This is a genomic window from Collinsella sp. wc0583 (genome assembly GCF_046116915.1).
GTDB lineage: Bacteria > Actinomycetota > Coriobacteriia > Coriobacteriales > Coriobacteriaceae > Collinsella.
The window spans coordinates 189601-211180 of the sequence record NZ_JBJXBN010000003.1 but is presented as its reverse complement, the minus strand read 5'-3'; the positions used below and the strand labels follow the sequence as shown (position 1 = coordinate 211180).

Here is a 21580-nt window from a genome sequence, read left to right as displayed (position 1 = left end):
GTCAACTACTCCTTATCAGTGGTCGTGGCGGCGACAGCCTCGGGTGCCTCGGCGGTCTCGGCATCCTGGGCCTCGACGTCGGCATCAACGCCGGCGAGCGCGGCCAGGTCATCGAGGGCAGAGGTCTCCTCGGCGGTCACAGGGGCGGAGGCGTCCTCGTCGGCATCGTGCATGGGCTCGATGTCCAGCGCGAGGGAACGGATCTCCTTGACGAGAACCTTGAAGGACTCGGGGATACCCGGGACAGGAACGTTCTCGCCCTTGACGATGGACTCGTAGGTCTTGACGCGGCCCACGGTATCGTCGGACTTGACGGTCAGGATCTCCTGCAGAACGTTGGAAGCACCGTATGCGTACAGTGCCCAAACTTCCATCTCGCCGAAGCGCTGGCCGCCGAACTGAGCCTTGCCGCCCAGCGGCTGCTGGGTAACCAGGCTGTAAGGGCCGGTCGAACGGGCGTGGATCTTGTCGTCGACCATGTGGCCGAGCTTGAGGATGTAGGACGTACCCACGGTAATGGGCTCGCGGAACTCCTCGCCGGTGCGGCCGTCGAACAGACGGGTCTTGCCGCGCTCGTCAAGCTGGGTGACAAACTCGGGGCGCATGTGATCGCCAAAGGCAGCGGTGGCCTTGTTGAGCATGTTCTTGTTGGCGCGACGGATGACCTCGGCGATCTCGTCCTCCTTGGCGCCGTCGAAGACGGGCGTCGCGGTGAAGAACGGACCGGGGACATACTTGTCGGAGTCGGCATTCTCGGTATCCCAACCGCAGGCAGCAGCCCAGCCAAGGTGGCACTCGAGCAGCTGGCCGACGTTCATACGCGAAGGAACGCCCAGCGGGTTGAGGATAACGTCGATCGGGGTACCGTCAGCCATGTAGGGCATATCCTCGACCGGCAGAACGTTGCAGATAACACCCTTGTTGCCGTGGCGGCCGGCGATCTTATCGCCCTGCTGGATCTTACGACGCTGGGCGACGTAGACGCGCACCTGCTCGTTGACGCCGGGGGCCAGGTCGTCGCCGTTCTCGCGGCTAAAGCGGACGACGTCGATGACGCGGCCGTAAGCGCCGTGAGGCATCTTAAGGGAGGTGTCGCGGACGTCGTGGGCCTTGGCACCGAAGATGGCGCGCAGCAGGCGCTCCTCGGCGGTCAGAGCGCTCTCGCCCTTAGGCGTGACCTTGCCGACCAGGATGTCGCCAGGGCCGACCTCGGCGCCGATGCGGATGATGCCGTCCTCGTCGAGGTTGGCAAGCATGTCCTCGGAGAGGTTCGGGATCTCGCGGGTGATCTCCTCGGGGCCAAGCTTGGTGTCGCGGGCGTCGATCTCGTGACGGGTGATGTTGATGGTCGTCAGCAGGTCCTCGGCCACCAGGCGCTCGGACACGACGATACCGTCCTCGTAGTTGAAGCCTTCCCACGGCATGTATGCCACGGTGAGGTTCTGACCCAGTGCGAGCTCGCCATGATCGGTCGAAGGACCGTCGGCCAGAGGCTCGCCCTGCTCAACGGTGTCACCGACGCGCACGAGCGGACGGTGGTTGATGCAGGTGGACTGGTTGGAGCGCTGGTACTTGGCCAGGTGATACTCGTCCATGCCGCCGGCATGCTTGACGATAATCTTGGAAGCGTCGGCATAGATGACCTCGCCGGCGTTCTTGGCCAGGGTAACCTCGCCAGAGTCCAGGGCGGCGCGACGCTCCATGCCGGTACCGACATAGGGAGCGGCGGGGTGAACCAGCGGCACGGCCTGACGCTGCATGTTGGCGCCCATGAGCGTACGCTTGGCGTCGTCGTGCTCGAGGAACGGAATCAGCGTGGCTGCGACGGAGAGCATCTGACGCGGCGAGACGTCCATGTAGTCGACGTCCTCGACAGGCACGTCGGCGGGAGCGCCGAAGGAGCCGTCGAAGTCGCGGGTACGGGCGATCACGGTATGTGGACGAACGATCTTGCCCTCGGCATCGGTCGTGATGAACTCGTTGGTCTTGGGATCGAGCGGCGTGTTGGCCGGCGCGATGACGTGCTTCTCTTCCTCGTCAGCGGTCATCCAGTCGATCTGGTCGGTGGCAACGCCGTTCTCGACGCGACGGAACGGAGCCTCAATGAAGCCATACTCGTTGACGCGGGCGTAGAGGGCGAGCGAGCCGATCAGGCCGATGTTGGGGCCTTCGGGGGTCTCGATCGGGCACATGCGGCTGTAGTGCGAGTTGTGAACGTCGCGGACGGCCGTCGGCACGTTGGTGCGGCGGCTGGAGCCCGACTTGTGGCCGGCAAGACCGCCAGGGCCGAGTGCGGACAGACGGCGCTTGTGGGTCAGACCGGTCAGGGGGTTCGCCTGGTCCATGAACTGCGAGAGCTGCGAGGAACCGAAGAACTCCTTGATAGAGGCCACGATCGGACGGATGTTGATGAGCGACTGCGGGGTGATCTCGTCGATGTCCTGGGAGCTCATGCGCTCACGGACGACGCGCTCCATACGGCTCATGCCGATACGGAACTGGTTGGCGACGAGCTCGCCGACGGTGCGAATGCGGCGGTTGCCAAAGTGGTCGATGTCGTCGACCTTGAAGCCCTGCTCGCCAGCAGCGAGGGACAGCAGGTAGCGCAGCGTAGCGACGATATCCTCGTCGGTGAGCACCGTGACCTCTTCCTCGGTGGTGAGGTTGAGCTTCTTGTTGACCTTGTAGCGACCGACGCGGGCCAGATCGTAGCGCTGCGGGTTGAAGAGCAGGCCCTCGAGCAGGCTGCGGGAAGCATCCACGGTGGGAGGCTCGCCCGGGCGCAGGCGACGGTAGATCTCGATAAGAGCATCCTCGCGGGTAAGGGCGGTATCGCGCTCGAGGGTGCGCTTGATCACATCGGAGTTGCCGAGCAGCTCGATGATATCGTCGTTGGTGACGGCGATGCCAAGGGCGCGCAGGAACATCGTGGCGCTCTGCTTGCGCTTACGGTCGATGGAGACCATGAGCTGGTCGCGCTTGTCGACCTCAAACTCGAGCCAGGCACCGCGGGACGGGATGATCTGAGCCTTGTAGATCTGCTTGCCCGAATCCATCTCGGAGCTGTAGTACACGCCCGGGGAACGGACGAGCTGGGAGACGACGATACGCTCGGTACCGTTGATGATAAAGGTGCCCTGATCGGTCATCATGGGGAAGTCGCCCATAAAGACGAGCTGCTCCTTGATCTCACCGGTCTCCTTGTTAGTGAGACGGACGTCGGTCAGAAGCGGAGCCTGATAGGTCATGTCCTTCTCGCGGCACTCCTCGACGGTGTGCGCGGGATCGCCAAACTGATGCTCGCCGAAGGTAACCTCGAGAACATGGTTCTGGCTCTGGATGGGGCTGGATTCCTTGAACGCCTCACGAAGGCCCTCGTCCTTAAAACGCTCAAAGGATTCCCTTTGAACAGAGATAAGGTTGGGGAGCTCCATGGCCTCCGGGATTTTCCCGAAGCTGACGCGCTTGCGCTCAGTGGCAGTGTATGCGTAGGTCACCAGGTTTTTCCTCCTTCACGGAAATGCTCGGTGGATTGGCGAGGCATAGCTTCGCCAGTTATCGCAACCTAATAGTTTATCAGGTACCGACCGTTGAGCAAGAAAAGCCTTGACGTGATTGAGTTTTTGGAGTAGCAAAGTTTTTCGACAGAAAACATGCAGGTAGATGGATGTGCATCGAACACCTGTTCATATATTTTCTGTGAACAGATGGTTAGCAATCGCAGCTCTTATAAAAAAACGGGCGCAAACCGAAGTCCGCACCCGTAAATGTCGATGCCCGAAGGCTTACTTACGCATCAAACCGCCGCGCTCGTCGATGGCATCCCAGAAGGCGCCGGCAAAGCGAGGATCGCTTGCAGCCATGAGGGCGTTGGTGGCCATCCAGCCAGACGGGGTACCGGTATCGTAGCCCGACAGCGGGTCGATGACGACGGCGTACATGGCCTCGCGGTCGAGCGAGCGGGCCATGGCGTCGGTCAGCTGGATCTCGCCGCCCTTACCGGCCTGCTGATCGGCCAGCAGGTCCATGACCAACGGGCTCAGCAGGTAGCGACCGACGATGTACAGGTTGGACGGAGCCGCCTCGGGAGCGGGCTTCTCGACCAGGCCGCCGATGCGCCAAACGGCACCGGGCTCGTCGTCGGCGGCATTCTCGAAGCCCTCGAGAGCGCCCACGCGATCGCCGGCGATAACGCCATAGCGGCTGACTTCCTCGGGAGCGCACGCGGCAACGGCGATAACAGAAGCGCCACCGTGCTCCTTGGAGACGGCAAGCATCTTGTCGCAGATGTCGCGGTTGGGCACAACGTAGTCGCCCAGAAGAACCAGGAAGTTCTCCCCCGCCACAGCGTCAGCGGCAGAGCGAATGGCGTGACCGAGGCCCTTGGGCTCGTACTGATAGCGGAAGTCGACCGGCATACCGCCCGCATGGGCGACGGCGTCGGCATAAGCATCCTTGCCGCGCTCGCGCAGCAGGTTCTCGAGCGAACGATCGGGCTGGAAGTAGCTCAGCAACTCGGGCTTGCCGGGAGAGGTGACGATAATGGCGTCGTCGACCTCCTCGGGGTCGAGCGCCTCCTCGACGACGTACTGGATGACCGGCTTGTCGAGCACCGGCAGCATCTCTTTGGGCGTGCACTTGGTGCCAGGCAGAAAACGCGTGCCAAGACCGGCGGCGGGGATGATTGCCTTCATAGTATTCAGGGATCCTTTCGCAGGCGCAGGATGCGCCCTGTGCGTGCGGCACGGCGGCCGCAGACCAAATTGCGATACCGGTTTATCTTACCGCCGTTAATTAACGTTAATGTAGGCAAGCACCATTCTTCAGCAGGTCAACGCAAATTATTGCTCGAATCGTGCAATTTTATCGCCCAACGGTAGCGACCCCAAAGCACCGCAAGCGGCAGCAATTTGTATGCCGAGCCAACAAAATAGAGGGATCAAAACGAAAAAGACGGGGCTCGCAATGCGAACCCCGTCTGCAAAGAAATCTGGCGAGAAAGCCTGATTACTTGAGGGTGACAGCAGCGCCAGCAGCCTCGAGCTTCTCCTTGGCAGCCTCGGCGTCCTCCTTCTTGGCACCCTCGAGAACAGCCTTGGGAGCGCCCTCGACGACCTCCTTGGCCTCCTTCAGGCCAAGGTTGGTGAGCTCACGGACGGCCTTGATGACCTGGATCTTGTTGTCGCCGAAGCCCTCGAGCACGACGTCAAACTCGGTCTTCTCCTCGGCCTCAGCAGCGCCAGCAGCCGGAGCGGCGACAACGGCGGCAGGAGCAGCGGCGGAAACGCCGAAGGTGTCCTCGATAGCCTTAACGAGCTCGGAAGCCTCGAGAAGGGTCATTTCCTTAAGAGCATCGATGATCTCATCGGTGGTAAGCTTAGCCATTTCTAAGTCCTTTCGGTTTCCGTGTCTGTGCACGGAGATCAGTTAAAACACGACGCGAATGCGTCAGGGGTGCGGCGTTGCCGCCGCGGGTGAAAACAGCGACTAGGCTGCCTTCTGCTCGGAGACCTGCTGGATCGAACGAGCGAGACCAGAGGAAACGCCGTTGACGCAGACAGCGATGTCGCGAGCGAAACCGGAGATGAGACCGGCGATCTGGCCGAGAAGCTGGTCCTTGGTGGGCAGCTCGGCGATAGCCTTAACATCATCAGCGGAAACGGCCTTGCCGTCGGAGATACCGCCCTTGATCTCAAGGACGCCCTTGGACTTAGCGGAGAAGTCCTTAAGGGTCTTAGCGGCCTCGACCGGCTCGGTCTCGTAGAACACATAAGCGACGGGGCCGGCGAGGATCTCGTCGAGCTCGGGCTGTTCCTGGTTCTTGAGAGCGATCTTGACCAGGTTGTTCTTGTAGACCTTCATCTCGGCGCCGCACTCGCGAAGCTGATGACGCAGCTCCTGAGCCTGCTTAACCGTCAGACCGTTGTAGTTGACGACGAACAGACCGGCGTTCTCGGCGATACGGGACTCGATCTCTGCAACCTTGTCGATTTTGTACTGCTGGGGCATGAATTACACCTCCTCGAATTCTTTCCGGGCACGGTCCGCCACAAGGACGTGACGGGGGCATGTCCAAAAAGAAAGCCCCCGCGCTGCATGAGCGACGGGGGCGAGAAGACATATCTACTCGACCACCTCGGCTGGCGGGATATCCCATTAAGCTCGCGGGCAATGCCCGTTTGCACCGGCTGTCTCTGGCAGCGGATTCGTGCGTGAACCGAAAGTATTATGGCGGGGACCCCGGCGTCGGTCAACGGAAAACCGGGCTGCACACAATTCCACCATCCGGCCGCGCCGCCGAAGGCCGGGCGCAAGGTTTTCGCTCGGTCAGGTCCTGGGCTCGCTCGGAAAGCACATTAAGTGCTTTCCGGCTCGTGCGGAATCTACGAAAACCTTGCGCCCGGCCTTCGGCGGCGCGGCCTGCGGTGACTTTGGGGCAGCCCGGTTTTCCGTTGAGCAACGCCCCCACTCATAATGCTTGGGTCGGTGGGCTGATGTGTTGCGTCCCGTTGGGCTATAAGGTTGAAACGAAGGTTGACAGGCGGTGGAGACCTTCGTCCAGATTTTTGTCGGAGACGCAGTAGCTTAAGCGGACGTGGCCTTCGGTGCCGAAACAGTCTCCCGGGACTAGGGCTACGTTGGCCTCTTTGATGGCTTTGATGCAGAAGTCTTCGCTCGTTAGGCCGTATTGTTTGATGCTGGGGAAGGCGTAGAAGGCTCCCGCCGGTTCCACTACGTCGAGGCCCATGGCGTTTAAGGCTGCGAGTACACGTTTGCGACGAGCTCGGTAGACTTCGAGCATGGGGGTGGGGTCGACGGTCAGAGCTCGAGCTGCGGCGTCCATCTCAAATGAAACGGCGCTCGATACTAAGTATTGGTGGGCCTTTGCGATCTCGGCGATAACGGGAGTTGCCGCTGCTAGCCAGCCCAAGCGCCAGCCGGTCATGGCCCAGGGCTTGGAAAAGCTCTCGATAACTACTGTCTGATTGCGAAGCTCCGGGTGACGCTGGGCAAATCGCTCGTAGCCGTCCACGTAGACCAGGCGGTTATATACATCGTCGCAGATTACGTAGATGCCCGCCTGCTCTGCCACGTGTGCCACGGCGTCGAGCGACGCCGCGTTGAGAATGCAGCCCGTAGGATTGTTGGGCGTGCAGATGACGATGGCCTTGGTCGCCGGCGTCACGCAAGCACGAAGTGCGTCCTCGTCAATCTGGAATTGCGCAGACTCCGTATCCAAAAAGACCGCCTTGGCGTGGTTGGCCACGACAATGCTCTCGTACAGGCCAAAGGCCGGCGTGGGGATGATGACCTCGTCGCCGGGGTTGAGCATAGCCATGAATGTTGCCGACAGGGCCTCGGTCGCGCCGTCGGTCAGGATGATCTCGTCGGCAGAAAACGTAAGGCCCGCGTCCCCCATGTAGGCAGACAACGCCTCACGCAGGGCGGGGCGACCGTTGTTAGGCGGATAGTGCGTGTCGCCGCGGTCGAGCGAAGCCGTCACCTCGGCGCTAATCACATCGGGCGTGGGAAAATCGGGCTCGCCGAGCGCGAGCGCGATGCACTCCGGGTGCTGAGCGGCGAGCGCATTGATCCGACGGATGCCGGAGGGCTTGAGCGTGGCAAGCGAGGTGTTCATGGGCAGACGCATGGCGTTCCTTTCGTAAGGGTTGCACTAGGATAGCGCGGCGGGGCGCCGTCAGACGGTGTAACCTAAACGGAAACCAACCGGAAAGGAGGCGGCATGGAGACAACCGCGCACGGCGATGTACCAAAAACGCTGCAAACCATTGCGTATATCAGCGTTCCCAATAGCGCCGATCTTGAGTTTTTGCTTTGGGACCTGCAGGATGCCATCGCCGCCTATGCACAGTTTTCCGACACCGCGCTCCCCCGCCCGGTTGACCTGGAGGCGGATGATGCCGGCGCAGTCGATGGCATCGTGCTGGCCATTGAAGATGTGGCTGACGATGAGACGTTGACAGCTATCGAGCAGGCGCTTGAACGCTTTGGCGGTACAGGAACGCGCGTCTATGCCGCGATTCGAGCCGCACAAGAGGGCGCTAAGCAGGCGCGCGGGACCGCCATTCGTCTTCACAAGACCTGTGAGCGCCATGACCAATTGTGGTGTGGCGGCGTTGTCGTCTGTGCCGGCAGCGGCATCGCAGCGCTTCGCCATTCCCCACGCATGGGCCTCATGCGCCGACCATTTTCGGAAGCGATGGATAAGCTTGTGGGCGCTGTGCGCATGGGCTGCTCCATTGAGCATGCGCAGCTGCTTGGCGGTGGCAATGCCGGTAGCGTCGATGCCGACGGTATGGTGCGCGTCAAGCCCGCGCTGCCCGCACCAATCTGGCATGCCATCATGAAACGCCTCGGCACCCGCGCCCAATCAGATATCTAAATTACAGAGCGCCCCAGTCAACGGCCTCGCGCCAGCGCTCGACAAGGCGTTCCAGGCGCCATGCCGCATTGGCGGGACTTGTCGACGGCAGAACGATGGCCGGCAGCCCGGTGCGTTCTTGTAGATAGCGCTTGTAGAGCCGACCAGCTGTACCACCGTTGCATATCACCTGCTCAATGGGAGCTGCGCCGGCAATGCGCTCGACATGTACCGGCACAACGTTGCGAATGCTCGCGTCACTCGAGCCCTTAATGTCACAGCTCTCGATCACGTCCCACAGGGCCACGCCGCCGTTCAGCAGCATGGAGCGCTTGGCGACAATCGAGGCGTCGAGCGTCGCAGGCTCACCGCTTGCCAAAGGGTCGCCCTCGTTGGGCGGCACGGGCACACCGAGGCATGCGGCCATCACGCGCCAAAAGCGATTCTGAGGGTTACCGTAATAAAAGGCATTGGCACGCGAAAGCACCGAGGGAAACGACCCGAGCACCAAAACGCGCGAGTGCTCGTCAAACACGGGTTCAAACCCATGCTCAATATGTTGATAGCCCTCGTCCGGCGCGGCCACGAGCTAGGCCCTCAGCAGATAGCGCACCTCGTAGGGTGCAAGCTCAAGGGTACCCGTCGGCTCGACCGTGGGAGCATCGTCGGCAAGTAGGTCGACGAAGGAGCCGTTGAGTTCGCCGGCTCCAAAGGTATAGGGCTCGTTCACGGCATTGACCGCCACAAGCACCGTCGCGTCGTCGCAGGCGCGCTCGAACAGCAGCTGCTTGTTCTGGATCACCACGTTGCGATAGGCACCGTAGTTGAGAGCACGGGCCGCCGCGTCGTCGGCCGAGCGCAGGTGCGTGAGCTGCTTGATGAAGGCCGTCAGCTCGTTGGGCGCAGGCTCATCGAGCGCAGGTCGCAGCGCCCAGTCGCCATCGGGGCCGCCCTTTTCGCCAGCAATTCCCCACTCGCTGCCGTAGTAGACGCACGGGATGCCCGGCATGCCAAACAGCATGCCATAGGCGGGGCGCAGGCAGGACTTGTCGGTAAGGATGCTCGCCAGGCGCGGCACATCGTGGTTGTCGACAAACGACAGCAGGTGTTTGCCGCGGTAGATGCACCACGGATCGCCGCCAAACTGGCGATGCAACGAATGGGCAATCTCGAACATGTTGACCGAATTAAAGCTGGAGTAAAGGCCCTTGTAACACTCGTAGTTGGTGCAGGAGTCGAGCATCTCGTCGTTGACGATCTGGTTGTAGTCGCCGTGGAGCGTCTCACCAATCAGCACAAAGTCGGACTTGAGCTCACGGGTAAAAGTATGCAGGCGGCGCATAAAATCGCGATCGAGCATATAGGCGACGTCCAGGCGCAGACCGTCGACGCCAAAGACTTCGGCCCAGCGGCGCACGGACTCAAGCAGGTAATCGACCACGGCGGGGTTTTGCAGGTTGAGCTTCACGAGTTCAAAATGGCCCTCCCAGCCCTCGTACCAAAAGCCGTCGCCATAGCAGGAGTCGCCGTCAAAACTGATGTGGAACCAGTCCTTGTAGGGCGAGTCCCACTTGCGCTCCTGCACATCGCGGAAGGCCCAAAAGCCGCGACCGACGTGGTTGAAGACGGCATCGAGCACCACGCGGATGCCATGGGCGTGCAGCGTCTCGCATACGGCGGCAAAATCGGCATCCCCACCCAGGCGGCGGTCGATATGGCGCAGGCTGCGCGTATCATAGCCGTGGCTATCAGACTCGAGCGGCGGGTTGATGAGCACAGCGCCAATACCGAGCTCTTGCAGGTAGTCGGCCCATTGGGCGATTTTCATGATGGGCGCATCGGGGTTGGGCGCGGCGTTGGCAGCCTGGGCGAGCTCATCCTCGGCAACGGGTGCAGCGTTTTCGCGCGGAGCCCCGCAAAAGCCCAGCGGATAGATCTGATAGAACGTCGTCTCGTATGCCCACATAACAGCCTCCCGGTAAGCTCAACACAACGCCATCCATTGTATGCCTGCCGTGCATCCCCTCCCCCAAAATAAGTTGCGGTGGAATAGGGACTGTTTGCCGGGTTTATTGGGCCCAGCAGTCCGTATTTCACCGCAACTGATGAGGAGGATGTGGCTAGGCGACGGGCTTTGCGCGGCGTATGGCCGGGAATAGTATCGTGATAGCGAGGATGACGCCCACGACGGCGATTGCGCCACCTGCGCAGCCGATCCAGGCGATACCGGGGCCCGAAACCACGGCGCCACCGATCGCGGTGCCCGTACCGATACCGAGGTTGAACAGGCCCGAGAAGATTGACATGGCGACGGCCGACGAATCTGCCGGCGTGTGCTTGATGAGCTCGGCCTGAAACGCCACGTTAAAGGCCGTGGCGCAGCAACCCCACAGTGCGCAGACGGCAAGCACTGTCACGAGCGACGATGCGGCCGGCCCCATGAGCAGCAGGGCCACCGGCACGCCGGAGAGCGTGATAGCAAGGAACGGGAAGCGATGCCCATCGAACAGGCGGCCAAACAGCCAGCTTCCGAGCAAACCAGAGCAGCCAAACGCCGTCAGCGTCATGGTAATGGCGCCCGCATCGACGTGCGCGACCTGCGCCAGGAAGGGCTCGATATAGCTGTAGCTTGCGTAATAGCCGGTCGCCATGAAGACCGTGACTGCGTAGAGCGCGATCAGGAGCGGGTTCTTGAGCAGCTCGGGCAACTGTTTGACGGTAAAGCGCTCGCCCGCCGGCATGGCCGGGAACACGGTCGCCTGGTAGACGACCGCGATGGCCGAGAGGACCCCGACCACGGCAAACGTCATGCGCCAGCCCACGGCCAAGCCAATAGCGCGACCGAGGGGCAGACCAAAGATCTGCGCGATGGACGAGCCCGTAGCGATCATGCTGATGGCGAGCGCCCCGTGGCGCGTGTCGACCAGGCGCGAGGCCATAATCGAAGCGACCGACCAGAACACGGCATGTGCGCAAGCGACCACCAGGCGCGCACAGACCAGGATGGGATAAGTCGGCGCCACAGCGGACAGAAACTGGCCCAGCGAAAACACGGCCAGCACGCCCAGCAGCATCCGCTTGAACTCAAAGCGCGAAGCGAACACCATGAGCGGCAGCGACAGCAGCATGACGCCCCAGGCATAGACCGAGATCATGATGCCGGCTTGGGACTCGGTGAGCGAGAACGACGCGGCGATGTCAGTCAAAAGACCGATGGGCATAAACTCCGACGTGTTGAACACGAAGGCGCAGCAGGTGAGTCCGATGAGCGGGAGCCACTGCTTGAGCGTGATGCCGTCTTGCCTTGCCTGAGTCATATATAACGTCTCCAATCGTTTTGAGCGGAGGCGATTATATAGCAACGGCCCCGCATCCGTCAGCAACAGATGCGGGGCCGAAAACAATTCGATACACAGAGGTTGCGCCGTCAATAAATAACTAAGCCAACCCCAGCAATATACCTGCCGAATGCACGACAAACGCCACGATCCAGGCGACCGTCACTTGAAATGCGAATACGGCCACGGCGTAGCGCGCGCCCAGCTCGCTCTTGACGGCGCCGATGGCAGCCACGCAGGGCGGATACAGCAGCGTAAAGACCAAAAACACGTAGGCGGTGAACGGCGAAAACATGGTCGACAACACCGCAGGCGAGGTCGCGCCCAAAAGCACCGTGAGGGTCGAGATGACGCTCTCCTTGGCGATAAGTCCGGTGACGAGCGCCGTGGATGCACGCCAGTCGCCAAAGCCGAGCGGTGCCAGCGCCGGCGCGATAATGCTACCCAGACCGGCAAGCAGACTCTGCGACTGATCGGCGACCACATTAAAGCGGATGTCGAACGTCTGAAGGAACCAGATGACCACGGTCGCGGCAAAGATAATGGTAAAGGCCTTGGTAATAAAGTCCTTGGCCTTATCCCATGCCAGCATCACCGTCGTCTTGACACTCGGCAAGCGGTAGTTGGGAAGCTCCATGATAAACGGCACCGGGTCGCCCTTAAATGCCGTGCGGTTGAGCACCAGAGCGGCAATGCAGCCGACCGCAATGCCAATCAGATAGAGCGAGACCATGGCGGGGACCGTCGCCTGCGGGAAGAATGCTCCGCACAGCAAGCCGTAAACCGGCAGCTTGGCCGAGCAGCTCATGAACGGCGTGAGCATGACGGTCATCTTGCGGTCGTGCTCGGATGGGAGCGTACGGGTCGACATGATAGCCGGCACGGAGCAGCCAAAACCGACGAGCATGGGCACAAAGCTGCGGCCCGACAGGCCAAAGCGACGCAATACCTTATCCATGACAAAGGCCACGCGCGCCATGTAGCCCGAGTCTTCCAGAATGGAAAGGAACAAGAAGAGCACGACGATAATCGGCAGGAAGGTCAGCACGCTGCCCACACCCGTAAGCACGCCGTCGACAGCCAGCGAGCGCACTACGTCGTTGGTGCCGAACGCCTTGAGACCCGCATCGGCCGAGGCGATGATGGCAGCGATGCCGTCCTCCATAAGTCCCTGCAACGCCGCGCCGATCACGCCAAACGTCAGCCAAAAGACGAGACCCATGATCACCAGGAACGCCGGGATGGCCGTGTAGCGACCCGTCAGGATGCGGTCAATCTTGACGGAGCGCACGTGCTCGCGGCTCTCGTGCGGCTTGACGACGCAACGCCCGCACACGTCGCCGATAAAGCCGAAGCGCATGTCAGCCAGCGCAGATAGACGGTCGGTGCCGGCCTCGCCCTCCATTTGGCTAATGATGTGCTCGATGGCGTCGAGCTCGTTGCGGTCCAGGTGAAGCGCCTCGGTCACCAGCTCGTCGCCCTCAACCAGCTTGGTCGCCGCAAAACGCACGGGAATGTGCGCCGTCGCGGCATGGTCCTCGATAAGGTTGGCGATGCCGTGAATGCAGCGATGCAGCGCGCCGCCGTCCGGACCATCGGGCGCGCAGAAGTCCAGGCGACCGGGACGCTCGCGGAACCGCGCCACGTGCAAGGCATGATCCACCAACTCGCCAATACCCTCGTTGCGGGCAGCACTAATGGGAACAACAGGCACGCCCAGCAGGCTCTCGAGCAGGTTGACGTCCACGGCGCCGCCGTTGGCCGTCACCTCGTCCATCATGTTGAGCGCGATGACCATGGGTCGATCGAGCTCCATAAGCTGCAGCGTCAGGTAAAGGTTACGCTCGATGTTGGTGGCGTCGATGATATCGATGATGGCGTCGGGGTGCTCATCCAGGATAAACTGGCGGCTTACGATCTCCTCGCCCGTGTACGGCGACAGAGAGTAAATGCCGGGCAGATCAGTGACGCTCGCCTCGGGGTGGTTGCGGATGGCGCCATCTTTGCGGTCGACCGTCACGCCAGGAAAGTTACCGACATGCTGGTTGGAGCCCGTCAGCTGGTTGAACAGCGTGGTCTTGCCGCAGTTTTGGTTGCCGGCGAGGGCAAAATGCAGCGGTGCGCCCTCGGGCACGGCCGTCTTTGCCGCGCGGGGCGAATACGTCCCCTCGCCCAGGGCCGGATGCTCCGTCGTGCCGATTGCGGCGTTAGCGCGCGGACCCGTATCGGTGTCGTGAATGCCCACGAGCTCGATGCGAGCGGCATCGTCCTTGCGCAGCGTCAACTCGTAGCCGCGTAGGCGAATCTCGAGCGGGTCGCCCATGGGGGCGTACTTCATCATGGTGACTTCGGTGCCCGGCGTTAGGCCCATGTCCAAAATATGCTGTCGGAGTGCCTGGTCGTCCGATGCCACCGATGCGACAACGGCGTCCTTTCCAATCTCGAGTGTATCGAGTCTCACGTCCGCGTTCCTCCCCCGGCGCCCACAGGGCGTTGCATTTTGTTTACCATGGCTAACCGTTTGCCATGGCTAACCAATTGTAACCATGCATGATAGCGCGAACACACAACGATGTTCAATCGACAGATCGGTGCAAGGGGGATTCCGGGCCGTGGTTTCCCCGAGGACCGAAAGCCGCCCGCCCCCTCGACAAAATGATCCATTCCCTTCGTCGCATGCAAAACAACCAAGGAGTGTCCCAAGGCGCCGGCACAACAGGAACGTCCCCAGCTGCCGGCAGCATTTCGCCGCAACAGCAAAGGCCCGCGCTGGCAACAAATGTCACCTGCGCGGGCTTGGTGGGCGCTCACATAGGCACGTTATAGAGACCCACATCAGCTATGGAATGCCAAGTAGCACCGATACGCGATGCCCGCCGGCTTACCTAGCAATGAAACTCGCCATAGCCTTAGACAATCGGCGCAATGCCGGCAAAGTGCAGATACAGCGAAATGATTGCCACGACAATGACCACCGCTGCGATCAGCTTGTCGTGCAGATGCGGAAGTACCGGCTTACCGCGGCCTCGCTCGCCCAGCATATAAACGGGAATGGCCGGAGCAAAAAGAATCGTCGTGATCATAACGCCCTGAAGACCCGTCGACCACACCAGGAACAATGTGTAGATGAAGCCGAGCGTACCGAAGAAGCGCGCCTTGCCGACGCTTGGCGCATGCGGCCCGTCCAGATGCTCGTTCTTCCAGCCAATCACCATGTAATAAGCTGCCGAGCACACGTACGGAACTAGGATCGTATTAACTGCGCAGCTGTAGAAGAACTTGTACGTGCTCGCCGCCACATACGACACGATCAAGAAGAGTTGCGTAATGCCGGAGCTCACGAGAACCGTTACCACCGGGGCGTCGTGCTTGTTCGTCTTGGCAAACGCCAGAGGGAAGGATCCCTGGCGTGCTGCCTCGAACGGCGTCTCGGACGCAATGATGACATAGCCCAGCATCGCGCCGACCAGCGAGAGAATAACGCCAAGGTTTACGATGGCAGCGCCAACAGGACCGATTGCGCACTCGAGAATTCCCGCCATGGAGGGCGTTGCGAGCTGTGCCATCTCCTCGCGCGGCATAATGCCGAGTGACAGCATCGAGATGATCAGATACAGCGTGAACACAGCCGCGAATCCAAGTGCCGTCGAGCGGCCGACGTCACGCACGTACTTTGCACGGCCCGAGATAACGACAGCGCCCTCGATGCCCGTGAAGACCCAGACAAGGGCGATCATGGTCGAGACAACCTGCTCGCCAAAGCCAGGACCAGCCGGCTCTCCCCAGAAGTTGTCCATAAAGATATCGACGTTGAACTTGCCCAGGAGCACGATGCTCAGCACAAAGAGTCCCAGCGGCACCAGCTTCGCCAACGTAACGATCGTGTTAATGCCCGCAGCCTCCTTAACGCCACGAAGCACAAGGGCGGTAAGGAACCACAAAAACACACTGGCGCAGACGATGGAAAGCAAGTTGTTGCCCGCGCCAAACGCAGGGAAGAAATAGCCCAGCGCGCTAAACAGCAAGAGCGCAAAGCTCACGTTGGAAAGACATGCGCTGATCCAGTAGCCCCAGGCGGAGTTGAATCCAATGTAATCGCCAAAACCGGCCGCAGCGTATGCATAGATGCCGCCGGTCAGGTCGGGACGGGCCTGAGACAAACCGTTGAACACCATCATCAGCGCAAAGACGCCAATAAAGCAAATTCCCCACGAGACGATAACTGCACCGGTATTTGCCCCGCCCGCTGCCATATCGCCGGCAAGCGAGAAGATGCCGCCACAAATACTGGCGGTAATGACCATCATGGTCAGACGAAAGAGATCGAGGCCATTAGGGTCGATAATCTCGTCGTTTTGAGCTTTAGAGGCCATTGTATGTGCACCCCCTTCATCATGTGATCGAACGAAAGATGACCCGGACGTCCCGAATCGGGTGCCGGGCCATCGGTCAAGCGATCATCAGACTGTTACAGCCATCGCGTTAGAAGCGCAGCGACAGGCAAGAAAGGCCACCGTCGACCTTGCGATACTCGGAGGTATCGACGACGAGCGTCTTGTAGCCCAGATCCTGCACGGCCTTGAGCACGGTCGGATAGCCCTCGGCGACGATGACCGTACCGTTGACCCAGATGCAGTTGGCGCCGTAAGCCTCGTCCTCGGGCACGATGATCTTGTTGTACTGGGCAAAGTCGGGTTTATCGATAAACTCACCGGAGACGAGCATGTTGTTGTCCTCGATGTAGTTGACGCCCGTCTTGAGGTGCAGGACCTCCTCCAGCGGAACCTCGGAACCCTCGAGGCCCCAGCCCTCGAGAATCTCGCAGAACTGGCGGATGCCCTCTTCGTTGGTGCGAGCGGAGCGACCGACGTAGAAATGGTCGCCGACCATCATGACGTCGCCGCCGTCGAGCGTGCCCGGAGAAACGATGTGCTTGACATGCTCGTCGTCAAAGAAGCGACGGACGGCCGGCTCGATCTCGTCCTTCTCGCCGTTGCGGCTATCGGCGCCGGGGTTGGTAATGATGGCGCCGCAGCGAGTGATAACGGCCGGATCTTCGACGAAGCAGCTGTCAGGATACTGCTCGAGTGCCGGCAGCACCGAGACATCCACGCCGCACTGCTCGAGCGCATGCTCGTAATCGTAGTGCTCCTCGATGGCGCGCTCGTAGATGGGCTGGCCAAGCTCGGGGGCACTCGTGATGCCATTGCTCAGGGACTTGCCGGGGCGGCGGATGATGACGTGGCTGAACTTGGTCATGATGATCCTCCTTGGATCTCTTAGCAGAGAGCGGGACTTCTTCGCGCCCGCCTTCCTTTCGATGGCTTTATCTTAGTGCGGTTTTCCTGTTTTGTATATTGTATACGATACTGAACGGTAGATATTCATCGGTAAGCGTATTCTTACGTATCGGCGCAAAGTAGCGCGATTTAGCTGGTCGTTCTATAATTCAATTGAGCTATTCAAGCGAAACGTATTTAATTTTAGAAATATACAGTTAAGGAACATAAGCTCATGGAAACGCTCAGAAGGCCCCTGAAGGACCACGTATACGACTATATTTCGAGCCGTATTGACGCCGGCGAATTGTCCGCCGGCGACCGGCTGAGCGAGCAGACGATCTGCGATGCCATGGGCGTGTCGCGCACGCCGGTCCGCGAAGCGCTCATCCAGCTGGCAAGCGATGGCTACCTGGACAATCTCCCCCGCCGCGGATTCCGCGTCCGTGGGTTCGATCAGCAAAACGCCGTTGAAGTCTTTGAGATTATGGGACCGCTCGACGGGCAGGCCGCATATCTCTCCTGTCCGAACCTAACCGACGATGACATTACGCAGCTGAAATTTCTCGTCGGCTCTATGGACCTCGCGATCCAAGGCGGTCTCATCCGAAAGTATGACGACATTCAGCGAGACTTTCATCTGACGTACTTCAACCGCTGCGGCAACGACCGTCTGCGCGATATGATCTCGCAGCTCGAGCGCTGCTTTATCAAGCGCGATTACGAGACTGTCGACCAGGAGACGGCGTGCAAACTGCTCAACAAAGCCAACAACGAACATGCCCATATTCTTGAGTTGTTCGAAGCACGAGATGCGACGGGCGTGCGCGACTACGTTCGCGATGTCCATTGGAACACAGAAAACGCCCAGTTCACCGTCTGGTAGGGATGCAACAAGGGACAACGTCGGTCTTAAACCTTGGCGCCAGCACCGCCCAAACTGATCCGTTTTCCTCCGTCCCCAAGGGATCATTCTTTTGGCAACGACAGACACTATGACCCAATCCGAGGGCACTAAAAAGATAGGAGCCCCCGCTCGTGACCGCGGGTCGGGGCTGCGACAATGATGTTGAAGTGCCATAGGCGCAGCCGCGCCGCAACGAGGTTGGGAGGCTCCCATGCCAAAGTATTCTACCGCGTTCGGGATGGACGTCCACCTGAGGTCGACCACCGTCTGCGCCCTCGACGCGGACACCGGCGAGGCCGTGACGAGGAGGTTCCCCGGCAACCCCTGGGGCGAGATCGCCGGGTGGATGGATGGGTTCCCCGGGCCGTCGCTCGCGGCCTACGAGAGCGGCTACCTCGGCTTCGCCCCGCAAAGGGAGCTCGCCGGGCTCGGCGTCGAGTGCGTCGTCGCCGCGGTCTCGAAGATCCCCAGGTCGGCCGCCGACTCGGCCTCCAAGAACGACAGGAACGACGCCGCCAGGATGGCCAAGGCGATACTCGCCCACGACATCTCCCCCGTATGGATCCCCTCCCCCGAGGTCGAAGGCATCAGGGACCTCGCCGGCGCCTACGACGGGGCGACCGCGCGCCTGGCGACCGCCAAGCAGCGGCTGCTCGCCTTCCTCGCAAAGCGAGGGTTCGTCTACGGCGGCACCACGCCCGCCGGCAACCCGAGGAAGTACTGGACCTACGACTTCCTGAGGTGGCTCGACAAGGTCAGGCCGGAGGACGATGGCGGGGTTCGGACGCTCGCCGCCCTGAGGAACGAGGTCGAGGCCGCGGCGGAGGCCCGGGCGGACCTGCTCTCCGAGTACAGGGCCGCCGTGGATGCCAGCCCGATCGCCGCGGAGGTGGCCGCCCTCCAGTCGATCAAGGGCTGCGCCTTCGCGCTGGCCGCAGCCTTCTCGGCCGAGGTCGGCGACTTCACGAGGTTCCGTTCCGGAAGGCAGGTCACGGCCTATTTCGGCCTCGCGCCGAGTCAGAGGTCGAGTGGCGACTCCGTGCGGCTCGGAGGCATCAGCGGTGCGGGCAACGCGCTCGTGAGGAAGCTGGCCGTTGAGGGTTCATGGTGCTACGCCGCGGCACGGCACCAGCCGAAGCTCATGCCAAGGGACACGGGCGTGCCCCTCGAGATAAGGATGCACGGGAGGAAGGGGTCCGAGCGGCTCCTGCGGCGGCGCAAGGAGATGCTCGCCCGCGGCGTGCCCGCGGCGAAGGCCAACGCGGCCACCGCGGCCGAGCTCGTGAGGTGGCTCTGGGCCCTCGGCATGATGTGCCGGGAGGGCGCGGAATAGACATAGCCCCCGTCCCGGCGAGCCGGGCGGCCTTCGGGGATACCCCCTATTTCGCTGTGCGCGCGGAGCCCTCCGCATGCGCCTCGACAGACTTGGGGAACCCCGCCGAAGGAACGGAGTGCGGGCCGACAGAACGGTATCCGCGGATATGAGACTGAGCCGAAGGCGTCGACGACATGCCGGGGGCGGACCGGGACGGGTTCAACGGCAGGCCCCGCCGACCGATTGCAAGCGGTCGGCGGGGCCATTGTGGCTCTTGACAGCGGATTGGGTCATATGAGCGAAAGCCCGCCAGAGCGAGCAAGGTGCCTTGAAGCGAGGAGGCATTGACCTTCTGGTCATGCCGCCGAAGCTGAACGTCAGATTGCCGCTCTGGCGGGCTTGCAGCGTCGACCGGTCCGCCGTTCGTTAGAACGGCGGAACCAAAGGCGCAGCGTCAAGTGGTTACGGCGTTTGGTAAAACGCCGTAACTAAAACCCATGGCGCTCCAGGAAGCGGAAGGCTAAGCGAATCCAAGGACGGACAGCCACCTGCTTGTCCTCGTTGTCGACCGCGGTGTTGGCGTTGCCGAGCGAAAGGCCGTGGCCGCCCTGGTCAAAGACGTGCATCTCGCATGCGACGCCCTCCTCGGCCATGCGCTGCGCAAACGGATAGACCTGCGCGATCGGCGCCGTCTTGTCATCGGACACGCCCCACACAAAGGTCGGCGGCATCTGGCGCGAAACATGTGTGGTGGGGCAGATGTCGGCCAGATGCTCGTCAGTTGCCTCGCCACCCGTCACCATCGACAAATAGTCGTTGAGCAAATCGCGCCCCGTCTTGCCGCCCGTCTTTGGCACGCGCAGGTCGATGCGCGGGTCGCGCGTCTGCATGTCGCGCACATAGGCAAAGTCGAGCAGCGGATAGCCCAGCACCACGACATCGGGACGAATGTCGTCCGGACGCGCCCCTGCCAGGCCCGCGAAGGGGCCGGTCTTCCACTGTGTTGCCAGCGAGGCGCAGATCATACCGCCCGCAGAAAAGCCCACAACGCACACGCGCTTGGGATCGACATGCCACTCGTCGGCATTCGCACGAACCGTGGCGACCATCTTGGCAAGATCTGCCTGGGGGTGCGGAAAGCTCACGTCACCCGTGCCACTCGTCACATAGTTGAGCACAAAGGCCTGGTAACCGTGATCCAAAAACGCAAACGCCACGGGATCCTGTTCATGCGGGGCGATATGCGTAAACGCACCTCCGCCGCAGATAATCACGGCAGGGCGGCGGCCATTCGGTTTATCGGGCAGCGGCTCGGCACCCAAATACGTAAACGTCGCTGGATATTCCTCGGTCGGCTCCTCGCCCCACAGCGCGTGGTTCTCGACAATCATATGTGCTCCCTTCGCGCAAATTATGCGCCCTTGTTTTTCGTTTTCAAGCGTACCCCACTTGGGCCCGTGGCACAGAAACACTTCAGCAATAAGCTTCCCATCAACTGATATATCACATAATCCCAGCTCAGGACCATCGCTGAGCAGCGTAGAATGAGGGATGTTGACCAAGCCGCGAAACACATATGAAACGTTTCCGGCAAACCAAACGCGCGATATGCGCCTATTTAAGTTGGAGGCAACTATGGGTCTGCTCGATTCGCTTAAGTCCACCTTCACCTCGACGGGCGAGGCGTCCGTTCCGCCCGCATCAAGCTTCGCCACCCGCGAAGGCGTCATCTATGCCCCCGTCAACGGCGTGCTCGTCAACCTGAACGAGGTCCCCGACGAGACGATCGCCTCGGGCATGCTTGGCCAGGGCTATGGCATCGAGCCCATTACCGGCACCATCTATGCGCCCGCCAACGGTCGCATCGGCGCTACCACCGTCACCAACCACTCCATTGGCATGATCACCGAGGACGGTCTTCGCGTGTTCATCCATGTTGGCCTGGGCACCGTGGAAATGAACGGCAAGGGTTTTGCCCGCTTTGTCGAGATGGGCGATGTGGTCAAGGCAGGCCAGCCGCTCATCAGCTTCGACCGCGAGGCCATTAAGGCCGCTGGTCACGAAGACATCGTGACCGTCATCGTCTCCGAGCTCGATCGTCTTAAGAGCATCGACCATGTCGGCGAGTCTGGAACGCTTATCGGCGGCAACCCGCTCGTCAAGCTGGGCGACCCGCTGCTGGTGGCCAAGACCAAGTAGTCAGGCCCCGCGCCACACAGCCAAAAGGCACCTCGTCAAGCGCCCGCGACCATTTGGCCGCGGGCGCTTTTCGTTTGAAAAACCATCCCGCCAATGCCTTATCTGTATAGCCCAAATGAGCCGAGCTGCTAGAATATCGAACTGTATGGATAACTATCA

16 protein-coding genes are annotated in these 21580 nt (G+C 61.1%); 4 read left to right on the top strand and 12 right to left on the bottom strand.

All coding sequences use genetic code 11. From position 1 onward, the window contains the following. Positions 1-5: 5 nt before the first annotated feature. The 5 genes from ACKUUJ_RS03825 to ACKUUJ_RS03805 all read right to left on the bottom strand — a co-directional run bounded on the left by ACKUUJ_RS03825 (position 6) and on the right by ACKUUJ_RS03805 (position 7651). Positions 6-3434, bottom strand: a complete 3429-nt coding sequence (locus ACKUUJ_RS03825; RefSeq protein WP_409064746.1) for a DNA-directed RNA polymerase subunit beta — start codon at positions 3432-3434, stop codon at positions 6-8. A gap of 351 nt (positions 3435-3785) precedes the next feature. Then, positions 3786-4694, bottom strand: a complete 909-nt coding sequence (locus ACKUUJ_RS03820; protein ID WP_390398728.1) for a UTP--glucose-1-phosphate uridylyltransferase — start codon at positions 4692-4694, stop codon at positions 3786-3788. A 313-nt stretch (positions 4695-5007) separates the two neighbouring features. Beyond that, the gene (gene rplL, locus ACKUUJ_RS03815) at positions 5008-5385 is read right to left on the bottom strand and encodes a 50S ribosomal protein L7/L12 (RefSeq protein WP_006235005.1); all 378 of its coding nucleotides are present in this window, start codon (positions 5383-5385) and stop codon (positions 5008-5010) included. A gap of 102 nt (positions 5386-5487) precedes the next feature. Next, positions 5488-6009, bottom strand: coding sequence for a 50S ribosomal protein L10 (rplJ, locus tag ACKUUJ_RS03810; protein WP_117646079.1), 522 nt, complete (start codon positions 6007-6009; stop codon positions 5488-5490). A gap of 505 nt (positions 6010-6514) precedes the next feature. Beyond that, entirely contained in the window at positions 6515-7651 is a 1137-nt protein-coding gene (locus ACKUUJ_RS03805) for a pyridoxal phosphate-dependent aminotransferase (protein WP_409064713.1), read from the bottom strand. Between the two features lie 93 nt (positions 7652-7744). Between ACKUUJ_RS03805 and ACKUUJ_RS03800 the strand changes: the two genes are divergently transcribed. Next, positions 7745-8404, top strand: coding sequence for a hypothetical protein (locus tag ACKUUJ_RS03800; RefSeq protein WP_409064712.1), 660 nt, complete (start codon positions 7745-7747; stop codon positions 8402-8404). Between the two features lies 1 nt (position 8405). On the opposite strand, the gene ACKUUJ_RS03795 is transcribed toward ACKUUJ_RS03800, so the two are convergent. The 6 genes from ACKUUJ_RS03795 to ACKUUJ_RS03770 form a co-directional block, all read right to left on the bottom strand. Continuing rightward, complete coding sequence (locus ACKUUJ_RS03795) at positions 8406-8969, bottom strand: uracil-DNA glycosylase family protein (RefSeq protein ID WP_409064711.1); 564 nt, start codon at positions 8967-8969, stop codon at positions 8406-8408. Positions 8970-8972: 3 nt separating this feature from the next. Next, positions 8973-10349, bottom strand: a complete 1377-nt coding sequence (locus ACKUUJ_RS03790) for an alpha-amylase family glycosyl hydrolase (protein ID WP_368135316.1) — start codon at positions 10347-10349, stop codon at positions 8973-8975. Positions 10350-10503: 154 nt separating this feature from the next. After that, the gene (locus ACKUUJ_RS03785) at positions 10504-11700 is read right to left on the bottom strand and encodes an MFS transporter (protein WP_409064710.1); all 1197 of its coding nucleotides are present in this window, start codon (positions 11698-11700) and stop codon (positions 10504-10506) included. Between the two features lie 121 nt (positions 11701-11821). Beyond that, the gene (gene feoB / locus ACKUUJ_RS03780) at positions 11822-14182 is read right to left on the bottom strand and encodes a ferrous iron transport protein B (protein ID WP_409064709.1); all 2361 of its coding nucleotides are present in this window, start codon (positions 14180-14182) and stop codon (positions 11822-11824) included. A gap of 448 nt (positions 14183-14630) precedes the next feature. Beyond that, entirely contained in the window at positions 14631-16094 is a 1464-nt protein-coding gene (locus ACKUUJ_RS03775; RefSeq protein ID WP_409064708.1) for a basic amino acid/polyamine antiporter, read from the bottom strand. Between the two features lie 109 nt (positions 16095-16203). Further along, positions 16204-16980 (bottom strand): dimethylarginine dimethylaminohydrolase family protein, encoded by a 777-nt coding sequence (locus ACKUUJ_RS03770; RefSeq protein WP_368140207.1) that lies wholly within the window; start codon positions 16978-16980, stop codon positions 16204-16206. A gap of 255 nt (positions 16981-17235) precedes the next feature. On the opposite strand from ACKUUJ_RS03770, the gene ACKUUJ_RS03765 reads away from it, so the two are divergent. After that, on the top strand, positions 17236-17886 hold the full coding sequence (locus tag ACKUUJ_RS03765) for a GntR family transcriptional regulator (protein ID WP_368140208.1): 651 nt from the start codon (positions 17236-17238) through the stop codon (positions 17884-17886). A gap of 232 nt (positions 17887-18118) precedes the next feature. Continuing rightward, a complete protein-coding gene (locus tag ACKUUJ_RS03760; protein WP_349089033.1) occupies positions 18119-19240 on the top strand; it encodes an IS110 family transposase in 1122 nt (373 codons plus the stop codon). 470 nt (positions 19241-19710) lie between these two features. On the opposite strand, the gene ACKUUJ_RS03755 is transcribed toward ACKUUJ_RS03760, so the two are convergent. After that, positions 19711-20613: an alpha/beta hydrolase gene (locus ACKUUJ_RS03755; RefSeq protein ID WP_409064707.1), complete on the bottom strand. Its 903-nt coding sequence runs from the start codon at positions 20611-20613 to the stop codon at positions 19711-19713. A 244-nt stretch (positions 20614-20857) separates the two neighbouring features. On the opposite strand from ACKUUJ_RS03755, the gene ACKUUJ_RS03750 reads away from it, so the two are divergent. After that, positions 20858-21421 carry a PTS glucose transporter subunit IIA gene (locus ACKUUJ_RS03750; protein ID WP_409064706.1) on the top strand — a complete coding sequence of 188 codons (564 nt, stop codon included), beginning with the start codon at positions 20858-20860 and terminating at the stop codon, positions 21419-21421. Positions 21422-21580 lie beyond the last annotated feature (159 nt).

Coding starts and splice junctions, on each gene's coding strand:
- ACKUUJ_RS03825 (WP_409064746.1), bottom strand. CDS start 3,434: ATGGAGCTCCCCAACCTTATCTCTGTTCAAAGGGAATCCTTTGAGCGT.
- ACKUUJ_RS03820 (WP_390398728.1), bottom strand. CDS start 4,694: ATGAAGGCAATCATCCCCGCCGCCGGTCTTGGCACGCGTTTTCTGCCT.
- rplL (WP_006235005.1), bottom strand. CDS start 5,385: ATGGCTAAGCTTACCACCGATGAGATCATCGATGCTCTTAAGGAAATG.
- rplJ (WP_117646079.1), bottom strand. CDS start 6,009: ATGCCCCAGCAGTACAAAATCGACAAGGTTGCAGAGATCGAGTCCCGT.
- ACKUUJ_RS03805 (WP_409064713.1), bottom strand. CDS start 7,651: ATGCGTCTGCCCATGAACACCTCGCTTGCCACGCTCAAGCCCTCCGGC.
- ACKUUJ_RS03800 (WP_409064712.1), top strand. CDS start 7,745: ATGGAGACAACCGCGCACGGCGATGTACCAAAAACGCTGCAAACCATT.
- ACKUUJ_RS03790 (WP_368135316.1), bottom strand. CDS start 10,349: ATGTGGGCATACGAGACGACGTTCTATCAGATCTATCCGCTGGGCTTT.
- ACKUUJ_RS03785 (WP_409064710.1), bottom strand. CDS start 11,700: ATGACTCAGGCAAGGCAAGACGGCATCACGCTCAAGCAGTGGCTCCCG.
- ACKUUJ_RS03775 (WP_409064708.1), bottom strand. CDS start 16,094: ATGGCCTCTAAAGCTCAAAACGACGAGATTATCGACCCTAATGGCCTC.
- ACKUUJ_RS03770 (WP_368140207.1), bottom strand. CDS start 16,980: ATGACCAAGTTCAGCCACGTCATCATCCGCCGCCCCGGCAAGTCCCTG.
- ACKUUJ_RS03765 (WP_368140208.1), top strand. CDS start 17,236: ATGGAAACGCTCAGAAGGCCCCTGAAGGACCACGTATACGACTATATT.
- ACKUUJ_RS03760 (WP_349089033.1), top strand. CDS start 18,119: ATGCCAAAGTATTCTACCGCGTTCGGGATGGACGTCCACCTGAGGTCG.
- ACKUUJ_RS03755 (WP_409064707.1), bottom strand. CDS start 20,613: ATGATTGTCGAGAACCACGCGCTGTGGGGCGAGGAGCCGACCGAGGAA.
- ACKUUJ_RS03750 (WP_409064706.1), top strand. CDS start 20,858: ATGGGTCTGCTCGATTCGCTTAAGTCCACCTTCACCTCGACGGGCGAG.